This is a genomic window from Streptomyces sp. NBC_01320, from assembly GCF_035974375.1.
Classification (GTDB): domain Bacteria; phylum Actinomycetota; class Actinomycetes; order Streptomycetales; family Streptomycetaceae; genus Streptomyces; species Streptomyces yanii.
In genome coordinates, this window is the sequence record NZ_CP108390.1 from 6362686 (window position 1) to 6379095 (window position 16410).

At 71.8% G+C, this 16410-nt stretch carries 12 protein-coding genes; 3 read left to right on the forward strand and 9 right to left on the reverse strand.

Features of this window, described 5'->3' with window-relative positions:
* Positions 1-143: 143 nt before the first annotated feature.
* A complete protein-coding gene (locus OG395_RS28930; RefSeq protein ID WP_327245539.1) occupies positions 144-884 on the forward strand; it encodes a PP2C family protein-serine/threonine phosphatase in 741 nt (246 codons plus the stop codon).
* Positions 885-1038: 154 nt separating this feature from the next.
* Here OG395_RS28930 and OG395_RS28935 read toward each other — a convergent pair whose 3' ends face one another.
* From OG395_RS28935 to OG395_RS28960, 6 genes are all read right to left on the reverse strand, one after another.
* Positions 1039-3990 (reverse strand): trypsin-like peptidase domain-containing protein, encoded by a 2952-nt coding sequence (locus OG395_RS28935; protein ID WP_327245540.1) that lies wholly within the window; start codon positions 3988-3990, stop codon positions 1039-1041.
* Between the two features lie 10 nt (positions 3991-4000).
* Positions 4001-4312, reverse strand: coding sequence for a trypco2 family protein (locus OG395_RS28940; protein WP_158719168.1), 312 nt, complete (start codon positions 4310-4312; stop codon positions 4001-4003).
* A gap of 401 nt (positions 4313-4713) precedes the next feature.
* Positions 4714-4887 carry a hypothetical protein gene (locus tag OG395_RS28945; RefSeq protein WP_327249766.1) on the reverse strand — a complete coding sequence of 58 codons (174 nt, stop codon included), beginning with the start codon at positions 4885-4887 and terminating at the stop codon, positions 4714-4716.
* A 39-nt stretch (positions 4888-4926) separates the two neighbouring features.
* Positions 4927-5754 carry a glutaminyl-peptide cyclotransferase gene (locus tag OG395_RS28950; RefSeq protein WP_327245541.1) on the reverse strand — a complete coding sequence of 276 codons (828 nt, stop codon included), beginning with the start codon at positions 5752-5754 and terminating at the stop codon, positions 4927-4929.
* A 342-nt stretch (positions 5755-6096) separates the two neighbouring features.
* Positions 6097-7191 carry a CU044_5270 family protein gene (locus OG395_RS28955; protein WP_327245542.1) on the reverse strand — a complete coding sequence of 365 codons (1095 nt, stop codon included), beginning with the start codon at positions 7189-7191 and terminating at the stop codon, positions 6097-6099.
* A complete protein-coding gene (locus OG395_RS28960; protein ID WP_327245543.1) occupies positions 7188-7859 on the reverse strand; it encodes an RNA polymerase sigma factor in 672 nt (223 codons plus the stop codon). Before OG395_RS28960 ends, OG395_RS28955 begins: the two co-directional genes overlap by 4 nt.
* A gap of 142 nt (positions 7860-8001) precedes the next feature.
* Between OG395_RS28960 and OG395_RS28965 the strand changes: the two genes are divergently transcribed.
* Positions 8002-9567, forward strand: a complete 1566-nt coding sequence (locus OG395_RS28965; protein WP_327245544.1) for a serine protease — start codon at positions 8002-8004, stop codon at positions 9565-9567.
* Between the two features lie 118 nt (positions 9568-9685).
* Here the strand turns inward: OG395_RS28965 and OG395_RS28970 are convergent, their stop codons facing one another.
* From OG395_RS28970 to OG395_RS28980, 3 genes are all read right to left on the reverse strand, one after another.
* Positions 9686-10084: a DUF4440 domain-containing protein gene (locus tag OG395_RS28970; RefSeq protein WP_327245545.1), complete on the reverse strand. Its 399-nt coding sequence runs from the start codon at positions 10082-10084 to the stop codon at positions 9686-9688.
* A gap of 334 nt (positions 10085-10418) precedes the next feature.
* A complete protein-coding gene (locus OG395_RS28975; RefSeq protein ID WP_327245546.1) occupies positions 10419-15023 on the reverse strand; it encodes a cation-translocating P-type ATPase in 4605 nt (1534 codons plus the stop codon).
* A 70-nt stretch (positions 15024-15093) separates the two neighbouring features.
* Positions 15094-15642, reverse strand: a complete 549-nt coding sequence (locus OG395_RS28980) for a hypothetical protein (RefSeq protein WP_327245547.1) — start codon at positions 15640-15642, stop codon at positions 15094-15096.
* A gap of 287 nt (positions 15643-15929) precedes the next feature.
* Here OG395_RS28980 and OG395_RS28985 point away from each other — a divergent pair, with 287 nt between their 5' ends.
* A complete protein-coding gene (locus OG395_RS28985; protein WP_327245548.1) occupies positions 15930-16256 on the forward strand; it encodes a hypothetical protein in 327 nt (108 codons plus the stop codon).
* Positions 16257-16410 lie beyond the last annotated feature (154 nt).

The window sequence follows — 16410 nt, forward strand, 5'->3', positions numbered from 1 at the left end:
GCGTCCGGCCGCGCCCCGTACCCCCGTGTCCTCGCCCGTCCCCTGGCCGGCGAGATCCGGGCAGCCATGAGGGCGTCCGCGTGCCCACGGCGCCACAATGGAGATGCGGGACGCGCCTGCCGTTGCGGAGAGCGGGGCCTTCGATGCCGTACATAGCCGTCACTGCATTGAGTCACACCGGGCTCATTCGCGATCACAACGAGGACAGCCTCGTTGTCGGACCGTGGACGCTGTGCGGCACCGTGACCGAGAATCCGCAGACACTGTTGTTCCCTCTCGGCACCCCGCTCGTCGTCGCGGTCGCCGACGGGATCGGCGGGCAGCCCGCCGGCGAAGTGGCCAGTGCACTGGTCGTCCGTCAACTCGCGTCGTTCGGGCCCTCATTGGACAGCGAGGAAGCCGTTCGTGACGCTCTGAACGTCTGCAATGACGCGGTGTACGCAGCCGCCGACGGCAATCCGGAACTGGTCGCCATGGGCACCACGGTCGCGGGCGCCGTCGTGCTGGCGGAGTCGCTGCTCGCCTTCAACGTCGGCGACAGCAGGGTGCTCGACGCGACCGGGGACGGACTCCGCCAGGTGAGCGTGGACGACAGCCCGCCATTGGCACCGGGCCGGCGCACCACATCACTTGTCACACAGGCGCTCGGCGGCGCCCGCCGGTTCAGCGCCATCACGCCCCACGTGACGACGGCGCCACTGTCCGCAGGTGATCGCTACCTGGTCTGCACCGACGGGCTGACCGACCCGGTGACGGAGGACGCACTCGACAGTCTGCTGCGCGTGCACAACGACTGCAGGGCCGCTTTCGAGCTGTGGAAGGCCGCTATCGAGGCGGGCGGCCCCGACAACATCACGCTCGCGATGGTACGGATCGGCGAGTAGTGGCGAGCGGGCTGTTGCGGAGCGGGCGACGAGAGGCGAACGCGTCACCCGCTCCGAGCTCGGGAATCAATGACACCCGCAGCGATCGGGAGCGAGAACCTGAGCGCGGCGCTCAGGGCACCCGCCGCCACCAGGGCATCCGGGTCGCCGAGCGTCAGGCTTCGCCGCGCAACCGCCCTGCCTCCTCGATGAGCCAGGCCCGACGGACCATCTCGACATTGCCTCCGGCGCCGTCGGCGGCCCGGACCAATGCGTCGGCGGCCGCCTGCGGATCGGGCACCGCCCGGGCGCGGGCCGCCTCGGCGAGCGCCTTCGCCGCGGCGGCTTCCGTGGCCCCGGCGAGCTGCAGGGAGGCGGCTGCCCGCTCGGCTGTCTCGGCGGCCTGTCCGTACCCGCCGTCGGTCCAGTGGGCCCACGCCATGTTGTAGAGGCAGACACCCTCGGTGCGCGGATTCTCCATCGTCGACGCCGCTTGGAGCGCCGCCTCCAGCGATGCCAGAGCTTCCGCCACCCGCCCCGTCGCGAGCATGGCCACGCCCTTGGCGTTCAGCGCGTAGTCCGTGGCTTCCTGGATGCCCGCGTCCTGGTAGGCGTGCACGGCCCTGTCGCCCGCTGCGATGGTCTCCTCCCAGCGGCCCATGGTCAGCAGGGCGGTGAAGCGGGCGTTCCATGAACGGGCCTCGGTAAGCAGGTCCCCTGATGTATGTGCGAGTTCGCGCAGCCGGTCGGCGCCGGCAAGGGCCGCCGCCCCGTCGCCCAGGGTGCTGTGGACGAGGCTGAGGCTCAGGATGGCATGCACCTCGGCTTCGGCGTCGTTGTTCTCATGCGCCAGATCGCCGGCCCGGGCCAGCGGGCCGATGGCGGCGTCGAGGCGGCCCAGCTGACGGTAGGCATCGCCCAGGCCGAACATGGCGTTCTGCAGCGCATGGCGGTCATCGAGGCGCTCGGCCAGGTCGGCCGCCTCGGTGAAGAGTTCCGTCGCGTGTGCCAACGGGCCGCCGCCCAACCGGACGTGCCCGAAGCTGATGAGATGAGCGAGACGCGCCCGGTCGTCGGTCAACTGTTCCTCCAGTGTCAGGTGCATCGAGTTCGCCGCAAGCACCGAGCCGTGCCAGACCATCCATTCGCTGATCGTGGCGAGGACCAGTGCGGCCTCGTTCATGTCCCCGGCGCGCACCCGGTGGTCGAATTCGCGTCGGTACGGCTGTATGTCGTCCAGACCACGCCAGTCCGGGCGGGGCGGGGCGATACTCGCGTACCAGTCGGCCGCCCGCCGCTCCATGGACTGCCGTCCCAGCGCGCCGTCCCGTGGCATGGCGCCGTGCGCGAGGTCGGCGTCCATCGGGTGCAGCGCGAAGGTGCGGCTGGCCCGGTCCACCGACAGCATGCGCATCCGGAGCAGGTGGGACAGGACCGGCATGACGTCGAGGCCGGGATCGAGGCCGCGCACGATCCACTCGATCGCCTCCCGCGGCACGGGCGTGCGCAGCACCGCGAGGACGTTCAACACCGTGCGGCCTTCAGGGCCGAGCCGCTGGTACCGGTCCTCGGCGAGGCCGGCGACCACGTCGCCGCGCAGGGTGAAGTCCGCCAGTACGTCCTGCAGCGTCGGCAGCGTCAGCGTGTCGTCGGCCACGGCGCCCACCAACAGCTCCAGTGCGCGCGGAACTCCGTGGACATGGACCGCCGCCTGCAGCAGCTGATCGTCGGACAGCTGCGCCACGCCGAGGCTGCCGTCCTGGTCGAGTTCGCGCAGCAGCGCGACGGACTCGGTGGGCGGCAACCCGTCGGACAGCTCGACTTCCGCGGCGAAACGGCGCAACTCGGGTGCGAGCCGCAACGGCAGCTGCGACGTGACCAGCAGCCGTGGCGTGGATCGTGCCCGGAAGAGGCAGTCGAGGAAGATCGCGAGTTCGTCGTCGTCGAGTCGGCCGTCGTCCTGAAGCCGGTCCTCGAGATTGTCCATGAGGATGATGAAGAGCTGGTCCCCCATCGCAGCGAACAACTCACCGATCTTGTCCTGTACAGGGCGGTTCGTGGCCCAGATGTCCAGCAGACGCGTCTCGCGATCGGAGCCGAGCGCGCGGGCGCAGTCGAGGTAGAGGCGTTCCAGGGAGACACCGGAGGTGCGGGTGCTCAGATTGACGAGTCCCGACGGAATCGGCGCCTGGGCGTGGCCCGGCCACTCGCCCTGCTCCAGCATCGCCATGACCTTGGCGGCGACCGCACTCTTGCCCATGCCCCGTCGGCCCGTGACGGTCACCATGCGGATGGCTGGATCCGCGAGGTGACGGCCGATCATCGCGCGTGTCTCGGCGCGGTCCTTGAACAACTCGAGCCCATGCGTGACGGGCAGCCCGATGACCTTCGCGCCCGCCTGCGGCGGCGGAGAATCCGAGACGGGCGGCTCGGCACCCACGTCAGGCAGCGCCTGCGGGTCGGTGATCACCAACAGCTCGGCCAGCTCACTCCGACGTGGCTCACCGACCCGGCGCAGAGTGTGGTCGATCCGGGCTGCTGCCAGCCGGCCCAGCCCTTCCCGCCGGTGGTGTTCGGCGACCACCCCGACTATGCGGCTCCCGACCCATACGGCGGCGCCGGACATCCCCGACCATGGCGACACCTTGGGGTCGGGGTCGGCAGCCGCCACCGGAACGGTGATCTCCAAGGTGCCGGTCCTCAGGTTGGACAGTGCCGCCACGGTCCCGTCCGCCTGGTGCAGTTCCCGGAACTGCCTCCCATCGGGGCTGCGTCGCCGCTTCCACAGCGGGAATCCCGCCGCATGCACACCGATGACGGCATGACGGTCGTCGCCGATACGCCCGAACCGTGCGGGCGTGACGGGAGTGGCACCCGGCTGGGGCGCGAAGGTCAGCACAGCCACATCGGTGCCAACGTCCGACCAGGCCACCACGGCGGCTGCGACCCACTGCCCCGGTCGGTCGGCGTCGAAACGCACTTGCACGTCTGCGGCCTCGGCCACCACATGGAACGCGGTCAGCACCGCCGTGTCGCCGACCCGGTACCCCGACCCGCGCCGCCCGCCGCCGCCGGTGGTGGTGACGATGACCTCCGCGATGCGGTGCGGGTCCAGTCCGCCGCTCACGGCCGCGCCCTCAGTCCTCACCGAGCAGTTCGTCCCCGGAGATCAACGCCATCTGGTCCGGCGTGTCCGTCCGCACCGGCTGCAACGTCAACGTGAGCTTCTGCGTGACCGTGGCCGACCGCTTCGCCGTCGCACTCGCGTCGAACACCCAGAACCTCACCTTCACCCCCGGCTCATGGGTCCGTTCCACCCCCACAGTCAGCTCCAGCTCCACCCGCTCCGCCTTGAACCGCAGGTCGGCGTCCTCACCGGCTGACATCGCCCGGCTCAGCTCCTGGCGCAGCTGCGCGATCATGTCCGCCAACTCGACCGCATCATTCACAAGCAGGACCCCCAACCGGCTCTTCTGGCCAACTACCCACTGAACTGGGCAACATCATCGTGCATCAGCCCCCCGCCCCGTCCACCCCGGCAGCCGGCCCGGCGTCTCGCGCGTGGGCTGTGGGGACCTCGTACGGGCTGCTCGCCCGAAGCGGCTCAGGGGCCTTCTGGTGCAGCATCCGTGCACAGAACCACGGTGCGGGAGCGGGCGACGCCGACCTGAGCTCACTCGGCCTGCGTACGCAGGCAGCCGCGGATCCGCAGCACAGGCCCGTTCGAGTCGGGTCAGCTGAGCTGACACCCGTTCAGGAGCCGGGCGGCGGAGAGACGCGCTGCCGTGACCGCTGCCGAGCGCGGTTCTGTCCCCGTTCCGGCCGCGGCGCCGGGCGCGCGTCCGGGAGACTACGAGGCGGCATGACCCAGGACGCCGTGATCGTAGGCGCTCTCCGCGTGCACCGTCTGCTCCAGGCCCGTGAGCTCCTCCTCCGCGGAGGCCCGCACCCCCATCAGCACGCGGCTCGCGCCGTGTGTGCCGAGCCCGGGCGCGCTCCGAGTCGTACCCGGTGTGGGTTTCACCGTGGCGGTCGTCGTGATGCCGCAATGACGGGCGGCGGTTCACCTGGGAACGAAGGCGACCCGGAACATCCTGGGCCACCACTTGCCGGTGAGCAGGAACTGATCGGTTCCGGGAACAGCCGCAATACCGTTCAGGACGTTTGCGTGCCGCCTCTCGGCAGCGCTGAGCAGGGACGGAACCTGGATGTCCCCGGTCACCCTGCCGGTGGTGGCGTCGATACGTACGATCCGGTCCTCAGGCCAGACGTTGGCGTACACGATGTCGCCGACGCATTCCAGCTCGTTCAGCTGCCCCACAGGCCGCGCATCGGCGGTGACGGTGATCTCCCCTGTCTTGAGGAGTGTTCTGGGGTCCCGGAAGGCGAGCCGGGCGGAGCCGTTGCTCGTCACCAGTCGCCCGCGCTGCCGCTGGTAGCAGACCCCCCAGCCTTCGTCCCGGTAGGGGACCCGGCGCAACTCGGCCAGCGTTCTTGCGTCCCGTTCGACCGCGATGCCGTTCTGCCAGGTGAGCTGCAACAGCGTCGGCCCCATGACGGTGATTCCTTCACCGAAGAGCGGCGGGGGCAACTCGGCGCGGACCGCAGGGGACTTGCCCGGCGGTCCCATCCGGGCCGAGGACTGTCCGGTCAGGCCTGTGCTCTCGTAGAGCATGCCGCCGGTCATCTCCAGGCCCTGGGTGAAGGCCTTCGGGTCGTGGGGCAGGATCTCCGCCACCTTGACGGTCAATTGCTCGACCCCTGCCGCCGCCCGCCCCTGCATGCCGGGGCGGCCGGGGTCCTCGGCTCCGCTGCCGGCCCCACACGAACGGACGAGCATGACACCGGCCAGGGCCGCGACCACGAAAGGGGCGGCCAGCGCACGACGCATGACCTCACACTGGCACAGATGCCGACCGGAGCAGCTTTGCCCCGCCCGGCTCGGAGGCGTTTGCTCACAGGGCGTTGTTGTCCCGGGGCCGACGGCGGCCGGGACCGGACCCGCCGGGGGACGAGGTCGCCGAACGGCGCAGTCCGTGCATGCACACGGGCCGGTGCCACCTCCTTCCACGGTCGTGTCCTGGCCGGGACCGGCTCCCCGTCCCGCACCGCTGCCATCGGCCGCCTCCATCGCCCATTGCGCCCTTCTCGGCTTCCTGAACGGATGGGAGCCGGTAGCTGCCGGCCTCGGTGGAACCGCGATTTGGGGCGGCCCATGTGCATGGCTGACCCTCTATGCGGTCATCGGCGCGGGAGTTTCGCCGGCACGGTCGACTGCGGCCTTGGTGAGGACCGCGGAGGTGCCGACAACGGTCCCGGCCGGGCCGGCGTCGCCGGCTTCGGTGAGGACCGTGCGTTCGCCGAGGAATGCGTACGTGGTCCGGTCGAAGACCCACTGCGTCTGCTGCCCGTGCGCCGTACGGGCGACGGCAACGCCCTCGCGTCCCGTGGCGTCGGTGGCCGCATGGAGCACCGTGACCCCGGGGATCCGCGCGGCGGCCTTGTAGAGCGCGGCGCTGACCTGTGGTGGTGCCCAGGTCTCGGCCAGCAGTTCGCCGATCGCGTTGAATGCTCGCTGGTCCGGGTCCTGGCCCTGTCCGCGGGTCTCGTCCCGGATCAGTTTCAGCAGGGCGTCAGGGTCGGTGGGCAGCGACGCGACGTACTGGTGGGTCGGGTTGCCGATCGACGGGCCCCTCTTGCCCGCGGTGCTCGGCCGGGGTGTCGCTCCTGGGCCGTCGAGGGTGTGGACCGGTGCGTCGACGTCGAGCGGAGTGTCAGGCCCGCCCCCCTCGCGCAGCAGGCCGGGGCGGCTGCCGTCGGCGGACGACCACACCTGCCGCGTGTGCACGGGAGCCATGCTCACGGGGCCTCCTCCGGCGCTCTGCGCGGCGTAGGCGACCTTGCTCTCGATGTACACGAACTGGTCGGCACGGACCGTCGGTTGCTTCCTTCCGGCGGCGGCGAGTGCGATGCGGTCGAGGAGTTGTGTCACTTCGGGTGCGTGGGGGGCGCCGCCACGCGTGACCGCGGTGGTGTCACGCCCGGGCTTGTCCGCGAGGTTCACGGCCACGACGCCGCAGACCGCCACGGTGCAGGCGACGGCCGGCGCCAGGACCCGGACCAGGCGCCGGCGCGGGCGCGAGGCCCGGGTGGTGAGGACGCCGGGCGGTTCGGCGAGGGCAGCCTTGCGCAGCAGTGCTTCCTTCAGCAGCAGTTCACGGTCGGGATCCAGGCCGGGGACCGGCGGCGGGGGCAGCAGGCCGGTGAGTCCGAGGCGTTCGGTCTCCTCGGACCGGTGATGCGTGCGGCGCCGCGGGGAGGTGTTCATCCGTGGTTCTCCTGGGTCAACGGTCGGGCCACGGGGATGCGGCCCGGTACTGGCTTGGCGGGGCTGGCGGAGTGTTCCCTGCTTTCCGCCGCGGCCGGCCGATCGGCACCGGCCGGCGTGGCCTGCGAACGCGCGGCGCGGGCTTCGGCGCCGGCGAGCTCGCGCAGTCGGGTACGGGCGCGGGACAGTCGTGACCGGACGGTGCCGACCGGCACACCGAGTGCGTCGGCCGCGGCCGCGTAGTCCAGACCGGCCCACACCACGAGGGTGAAGACCTCTCGGTCGCGGCGCCGCAGGCGGGCGAGTGCGGTGTGCGCGGCGCGCAGTTGCTCGGCATCCGCGAGGTGCGTGACGAGATCGTCGACGAAGTCCGGAATCGAACCGCGCTCCGGCACGCGGGCGAGCGCGATCTCGCGGCGTCGGCGTGCGCGTGCGTTGCGGCGCATGATGTTGGTGGCGATTCCCAGCAGCCACGGGCGCAGACCGTCCCCGTCGGGGCGCAGCTTCTCCCGGCTGCGCCATGCTTCCAGGAAGGTCGCCGAGACGACGTCTTCGGCCTCCGCCCAGTCGCCCGTCACCCGCAGGGCATAGCGGTACAGCACCTGGGCGTGCTCGTCGTACAGCTCTCCCAAGGCGTCGCGGTCTCCGCGGCGGAAGCGATTCCTCATGAGTGATTCCACACTCTGCTCTGCCACGTCCGTTGCGTCGGTTCCGGTGACGTGCGCCACACGTGCCGCCCTGGGCCGCGCCGTTGCACCCGGCGTGACACAGCTCACGGGAACGCCGACGCCCGGAAGCGCAGAGCAGATCATGAACAGTTCTTCCGTACCCCGCCGGAGTGTCCTCCGCACTCTGGCTCTCGCCGTGGCCCTGGTCGGCAGCGCTACGCCCGCATGGGACACCACCGCCTTCGCCGCGGAGCCGGCGACATACGCCCTCACGATCACTCACCTCGACCGCACCGGCCACAGGACGGGGGACTACGCCACCAACGTCACCGGAATCTCCGGCCCGGGTGCCGACGAGGCCGTCCATCCGTACGACGCCTCCGGCACGACCACCGTGCGCCTGCCCCGGGGCCGGTACCTCCTGGACAGTTCCCTGACCACCGGTAACGAAGCGGACGGGACGGACTGGATCGTCCAACCGCGCCTCGACCTCGACCGCGACACCACCATCACCGTCGACGCGCGGACCACCGCCGCCGTCGACGTACGGCCGCCCGACCGCTCCGCAGGCTTCCTGCACAGCGCGATGTTCGTCCAGGTCACGCACGACGGCGCCACCCGGGACGCCAACCTGATCAACTCCGGCCCGAACCTGCGCGTCGCGCACCTGGGCCCCGACAGCGAACCCGGATCGGTGAAGCAGTGGTTCGACGCGTACTGGACGACCGAGTCCGTCGGCTACGCGCTCGGCTACACCTTCACCGGCCCCCGCGCCCTGACAGGGCTCACCCGGCACCCCTCCCCGGAGGACCTGGCCACCGTGCAGATCCGCGGCGCGGCCCGGCCGGGCACCGCAGGGACCGCGTCCGTCGACCTGCAACCGAGTGCCGGACCGACCGTCGGCGTCGCCCAGATGCTGGCGACCCCCGGCACCGCGACCTACCTCGTGACGCCTGAACGCGGCACCTGGGACATCACCTACACAGCACCCGGTACGCCCGGCGCGGCTTCGAACCGCTACAGCGCCAATGGCGTCGTCGTGCGGGCCGGGGGCACGACCACGCACACCTTCGACAACGCCGTCTTCGGCCCCGACCTCACCGGCCGCCCCGGCGTCGTACGCGACGGCGACCGCGTCGCCGTCGATGTCCCGCTGCTCGCCGACGGCGATGGCCACGTGCCGTCGTCACCGCAGTACGACAAGGCCTCGACCACTCTTCACCGCAACGGCGTGCGCGTCGGGACCCAGGCCGGCGCACCCGGACGAGCCGTGTTCACCGTGCCGCCGGGGAGCGCGGAGTACCGGCTCACCAGCACGGTGAATCGCAAGGGTGCGCGCGGCACCGCCATGAGTGTGACCGCGTCGTGGACCTTCACCTCGCTCACAACGACCGGCCCGACCCCGGTGCCGGTGAGCGTCGTGCGGTTCTCGCCCGCGCTCAGCCCGACCGGCACCGCGGCGGCGAACGCGACACTCCGTATCCCCGTCACGGTGCTGGGCGCCGCCGCGGACGGACGTGTGCGCTCGCTTGCCGTCTCGGTGTCCGTGGACAGCGGCGCCTCGTGGGCCCCGGTTCCCGTCGAGGGCGGCGCCGTCACGATCCACAACCCGCGCGCGGAGACCGGCGTCTCCTTGCGCGCGGAGCTGACCGACACCGGCGGGAACACCCTCACCCAAACCGTCATCGACGCCTACCGGACACGATGACCCCGTAATCCGGGCAGGGGAACGGCGCGTGAGACCTTCGGTTTTCGGCGCCTTGGGCGAGGGGAGTTCCAGGGCAGCCCTCTGCCGGACGTCCCGCCCCGACGGGGTGCCCGACGAATCAGGGTCGGTCGTGCCAGGCGAATGCCGTGATCCGCCAGCCGTCCGCGGTGCGGACGAACTGGATGGTCTTGGTCCCGACACCCTCGAACGGCTCACCGTCCAGGACTCCGGACTTGCGGTATTCGCCGAACCGCGACGCGATATCGCCCGCGATCTCGGTCCGTTCGGAGGTCTCCCACTCGGAGAACTCGACCAGTCGGCCGTCGGACAGCAACCGCCGGCGGGGCTCGATGAACTCGTCCACGGTGTAGACCGTGAACTTTGGGGCCGTCGTGACGATCACGCCGCTTGGAAGGACCAGCCGCCGGATCCGGTCCACGTCGGCAGCCTTGCCGCCCCGGTTGTCAAAGGCGCCGAAGAACTCGGCGGTCAGTGCGTCGATCTCCGTCTTGGACATGGACGCGACGCTAACACCGAAGAGGTGAGGGCTCAGCCTCCGGGACCCCCCGGCCGACCGGGGCGGACGCAGTCCTCCTGACCTGCGGCGCAGCTGCCCGTGATCCGAGGCCCGGACAGCCTCGGACAGGGCTGAACGCTGTCAGTACCGCAACGACGGCCGGGCAGCGGTCTCCTGGTCAGGGTGACCGGTCGGAGTCCCCGAGCCGGCTCTCCCGGGCCCGGGCGGCGGTCTCGACCCGGTTGCGGACCTGGAGCTCGGCCGCGAGGGTCGCCAGGTGGCTCCTGACTGCCGCTGCTGACTCCCGCCGCCGCGCTGAATCACCTTCAGGTCGTCAGTGGGCGAGCCGCACCACGGGACGCACTCGCGAGGTGAGGTCGGCCAGCAGCCGGTCGGCCTGCGGCAGTACGCGGGGTCCGAGGGCGGCGGCGCCGACGGCCACGGCCACGCCGGCCCACGCCAGTGGGCCCAGCGGCGTGCACCCGAAGAAGTGGCTGACGACGGGCGTCTGGACGAGGGCGATGAGCACGGCAGCGGTGCCGAGGACGGTGGCCAGGACCAGTGGGCTGTGGCGGCGTCCGACGACGGTCTGGGTGAGCTGGGCGCCGACCACACCGCACAGGGCCATCGTGCTGGTGCGCCGCGCCGAGCCCGGAGTGAGGCTGCCGATCAGCCATGCGATGGCCGCGCCGATTCCGGTGATCAGGCCACGATGGCGGATCTGGCGGGTCAGCGGCCGGCCGAGGACGGCGAGGCCCACGGGCGCGTCGTCGACCGCGGTGTGCTCACCGACGGATTCCGGATCGTGGGGGGTGACCGCGACCGCCATCGCCGGGAACATGTCGGTGAGCAGGTTGACCAACAGCAGTTGACGCGTCGTCAGCGGCGACGTACCGGACAGCAAGGTGCCCAGTACGGAGAAGCCGACCTCGCCGGCGTTCCCTCCGAGCAGAATGCTGATCGCGTCGGCCACGCTGCGCCACAGGGCACGGCCCTCGCCGATGGCGTCGATAAGAACCGACAGTTCGTCGTTGGTGATCACAAGGTCCGCGGCGTTGCGTGCGGCGGCCGATCCGCGCGCCGCGATGCCGACCCCGACATCGGCGGCGCGGATGGCGGCGGCGTCGTTGGCGCCGTCCCCGACCATGCCCACGACGCGTCCCGCCTCCCGGAGCGCCTCGACCACCTGCAGCTTCTGCTCGGGTGCGACGCGAGCCACCACGCCGCAGTCCCGGAGCAGGCGCGCCCGCCCCGCCCGGTCGAGCGCGGCCAGCTCGTCACCGGTGACGACCGTGACATCCGAAGGCCAGCCCAGAGCGACCGCCACGGAACGGGCGGTCTGAGGGTGGTCGCCGGTGAGCATGACGGGTCGTACGCCGATCTCGCCGAGACCGGACACGAGCGGAGCCGAACTGGCGCGAGGGGTGTCGGCCAGTGCCACGAATCCGATGAGTTCCAGCAGTTCAAGGGGCTTGTCCAGTGCCTCCGCCGCATCTTCCGCCGCGAGGCGGCGCTGGGCGACGGCCAGCAGCCGCAGGCCCTGGGCGGCAAGGGCATGCACCGTGTCGACGGCTGTCGGATCCGCATCGGGGCAGCAGGGCAACATGACTTCGGGCGCCCCCTTGACGACCAGCATGTCCTCGCCGTCGTCGTTCCTTCCGACGGCGGCCGCGTAGCCCCGGCTCGCCTCGAAGGGCTGGGCCCGCACGGTGGTCCACCCGGTCTCGCGCGGGGCGGCTGCCAGGACGGCCTCGTCGGTGGCGTGGGCGTGGACACCCGGCTGCTCGGCGACGCGCGGGCAGGCCCGGGCGGCGATGCGAAGGATCAGTTCCGCTTCGGGGTCCGACGCCGGGTGCTCGGCGCCGGCGGCAGTGACGAGGTGGACGACGCGCAACCGGTTCTCGGTGAGGGTCCCGGTCTTGTCGAAGCACATGGTGTCCACGCGTCCCAGGGCCTCCAGGCTGCGCGGTGTGCGGACCAGGACACCCAGCCTGCTGAGCCGCCGCGCCGCGGACATCTGTGCCACCGTCGCCACCAAAGGCATGCCTTCGGGGACGGCGGCCACCGCGACAGCCAGCCCGCCCTGGAGCGCGGTGCGCACCGGGCTGCCGCGCAGCAGGGACAGACCGGCCACCGCGGCGCCGCCGGCGAGGGTGAGGGGCAGGACCCGGCGGGTCAGCCGGTGCAGTCGTGCCTGGACCCCTGCCGAGGTGGGGACCCGGGCGGCGAGGGACGCCGCGCGGCCGGCTTCGGTCTGGTCGCCGGTGCCCACCACCACGGCGCGGGCGTGGCCGGCCACCACCGTGGTGCCCTCGAACACCATGCAACTGCGGTCGGCGACGGGCGCCTGTGGTACGGCGTCCACCTGTTTGCGGGTGGGCAGTGACTCGCCGGTCAACGAGGACTCGTCGACCTCGAAGCCGCTGACTTCCAGCAGGCGCGCGTCGGCCGGCACGACGTCATTGGTGCGCAGCTCGATCACCTCGCCGGGCGCCAGTCGTTCGGCCTCCACGAGGGATGCCTCATCTGCTGACACGTCGGGGAGGCGCCGGGCTGTTCGCCGTTGCCCGGTGACGAGCTCGGACAGTGCCTGCTCCGCGCGCAGCCTCTGCACTCCGCCGACCAAGGCGTTCCCCGCGACGGCGCCGATGACGAGGAATGCGTCCACAGCGGACCCCAGCAGCGCCGACGCGGTGGCACCGACCAGCAGGATCGGGGTGAAGGGGTCGTCGAGTTCGGCCCACACGGCGCCTGCCAGATGTGCGCCGGCTCGCGTCGGCGCGAAGGCCGGGTGAGCGGCTGCGGCGCCCACGACGCGGCCGGCCCGGGTCCGCACCACCGCCCATGCGGTGGGCGCGGCCCGCGGCGCCCTCGCCAGCCGGGCCATGACCTCCTCCGGATGCAGAGCGTGCCAGGGCACCCGCGGCCCGGGGTGCGGGGTCGTACGGGCGGCGACACCGAGCGCGGTGAACCAGCCCGACACCAGAGCCGCGGCGGTGGCGATGTTGACAGGACTGATCCGCAGTTCGAGGGGGAAGGGGACCCGTTGCGTCCGGGCTCCGCGGGTGAGTACCAGGAGCTCGGAGAGCGTGGCGCCCGCCTCGGCAAGGAACTTGGCCCGTCGGGCCGCCGCCCGTGCAGCGGGCACGGCGGACAGCAACCGCCACGTGCCCTCCAGCCCGCGCAGCGGCAGAATGTCCGCGCCCCAGACGACAGCGCTGCGCTCGTCGGCGACGGCGACGGCGATGTCACTGCGGAGCAGCCCGTCGAGGACGTCGCGGGCGGCCGCGGTCGACGCCTGTTCCGCTGCAGCTCGGTCGTCCGGCACGCGCGCCACCGTGAGGACCGTCCGCCCGTCGCTCCGCAGGCCGGCCACCACCTCGGCCAACGGCGTCCCGGCAGGGACGAGTTGGTCGGCCAGCGTCCCGAACTCGCCGAGCGAGTGGTCGTCCAGCACAACAACGTGCAGGCCGGCCCGGCGCGCCGCGTCCAACGCGGCCTCGGCCATCGGGTCGACCTCCCAGCCGACCAGGACGGTACCGACGTCTTCGCCGCGCACCGACGCGATCATCAGTCCCGTGTCCGACCGTCCCGTGTGCGACGCCAACTCGTCGGGCACCGGTCGCAGGCCGAGTCCCGCCTCCCCGGACGGCACTGCCCCGTCCCCGGGCGCACTCAGGGCTGCGGTGGACTCCCGCCACAGCCGACGGTGATCCCAGCCGGCCGTGCTGGGGTGGACCTCGAGCACCGCGCGCCGAGTGCCGCGCAGCGCTTCAGGATGAAGGACCACGGTGTCCACAAGTTCCAGTCGGCGCAGCCGATCGGGGCTGCGGACCAGCACGTCCTCGCGCGCCAGGGCACTGCCGAGCGCCGCGGTGAAGGCCGCCGGGCCGTAGCGCGCAGCCTTGGGCGAACCGGCCAGTACGGTCTCGGCCGCCTCATCGAGGTTGCGGGTGAACAGGAGCGTGGTGAGGGCGCCGCCCAGCATCCCGTTGATCGCGGCGTCGGCATACTTGTCACCGGGGCACGAACGCAGCGGTGGACGTACGACGTCGTCTCCGGCCACGGTCAGCCTGTCCGGAGCACACAGCGTGTCGTGCAGGGCGTCGAACGTCGCGAGCTGGGCAACGGACTCCACCAACTGTGCGGTCCGCAATGCCGCGTCGAGCAGCAGCGGACTCGGCGACTGCCCGACCCCACAGACAGCCGCATGGGCCGCGGCGAGCACCAGATCGGCCATGTCCGGGCCCAGCGCGCGGCTCAGCACCGTCCGTACCCGGGAGTCCTCACGCATCACGACGACCGCGGCCACGAAGACCTCCGGCACCGGCTTCAGAAAGACTGTCCGTGCCACGAGGGAGGTGGCGATGCCCGCCGCGTCGCACGCCACGGCGACAGCATTGGCGCGCACGCCCCCGGCTGCACCCGGGTGCGCGTGTTCCAGCGTCTGGTCACAGACGTGCACCAGCCCGTGTTCGGCGGCCAGTTCGGACACCCAGTCCACCACGTCCTCGCCGATCGCATCCTCGGTGGTCTGCATGACCAGCCGCCCCAGGCCGCCGTCCCAGTAAGCGATCAGCACGTCAGGGTGCTCGGCCAGCTCGACGGCCACTTTCTCGGCGGCTGCCTCGAGCCGCTCCGCAGTGGGTTCCTGCGAGTCCGGATGGTGCCGTAGTGCGAGGTGCATGCGGGAGCCGGCGCGCCAGTAACCGACGCGAGGGGTCACGGCGTTGCGGGCGACCCTGCCGACCCGCAGTGCGGTCGCCGACACCGCCGCCGCACCGCTCACAGCGCCACGCGCACCGGTGCTCACCAGCTCAGCGACCATCCGGGCCGTGTCGGTGGCCGGCGGGGCGATCCGGCGCGTGGCCTCGAGGGGGGCGGCCAAGGCGTTCTGGAGGACCACGGCGGGCAGCCCGGTCAGCAAGCGGAGCAGCATGTCTCACCTTCGCGGGCTTGCCGCACAGGTCGGCGGCGGAACGGTCGTCGGAGCGGGTGGAAGGCAGGCGTCAAGGCTTCTTCCGCCCACCTGCCTTGGTGCGTGAGGTGTTCGTGGCGGCGCGCTTGGACGAGCGGGCCTTCGCCGTGCCCGAGGTGCTCGTCGACTTGGGCGCGCGGGCCTTCGCCGTCCCCGACGTGGCCTTGCCCGGACGGGACTTCGCCTTCCCGGTGGCGGTCGACGCCTTGGCCGACCCGGCGGCGTGCTTCGCCTGCAATGCTTCGGCGCGGGCCTCGCCGGCTGTCTGGGCCGCCGCGACATCCTTGGGACGCGGCTGCGTGAGCCACACCACGGCGGCGCCCGCCGCGACCACTGGCCACTCGACCACACCGGCCACGCCGAGCAGCCCGGCACCGGTGTAAGCCGCGAGACGCCGTGTATGGGGCGAGACGATCCCGACGGAGTCCAGAACACCGTCGACGAACCCCTTGACCCTCTCGGCGCCAGGGACCTTCTCCATGGCCGTCGTCACCGTCTGCATGGGGTGCGCCAGCGTCTCCTGGACGGGATGCTGCACCTTCGTGTCCCCTGAGCCATGCGCATGGGAACTGTCAGTCATGGTCGCTCTCCCTCCGTAGCGAAGGTGAGGCATGCACGTCGAGGCCGTGGCGCTTCTCACCTTTCCGGCAACCTTGACCAGATCGGGCTACTTCGGCAACTCTGGACATATTCAACTGCGCCGTTCGGCGTAGCCGGCGGTGAAGTCCGCTGCGGATCGCTGACCGACACCGCGCGCGAGTCCCGGGCCGTGAGGAGGCGACGGCATGAGTGCCCGGCTCGGTCCCGAGCCGTCATCCCGAACGCCCACCGCAGTCAACGGGCCCAACCTCCTGTGGAGGCCGCTTCATGCGCATCGAACTCACCTGGCCGCGCCCCGACGCCGACGACCGGACCCTGACCCTTGCGCTTCCCGACCTGCCCGCCCTGCGGCACGCGAGCCGACTGTGGACTCCTGCCGTCCTTCTGCGCGCCGTCGCATACGCGGAGCCCGTAGTCGCAGCCACAGCCATCGCCGTCGGCGCCGGCCCGCTCACCCGGGCCGCACTGCCGTACGCCCTCCGGTTCGCCCGGCAGGCACTCGATATCGGCACACCCCCCGCCGTCGCGAGCCGGGCAGCGCGGGCACTGCCCCATGGATTGTCCTCGCCGGCTCCTCGGCCGCCTGCGTCCTGAGCGACGTACCGACGTACCGGAGAACGGCCGTAGGGGCCAGGGCCAGGTCGAGCTCCCCGGCGCGAGGGCCTCACCTACGCCCCCGACGACCGCTGGCTGCGGCGACGCGGCGTAGATCTGGTGCCCCTCCCGGCAAGCTCTGCCCCGTCGCACC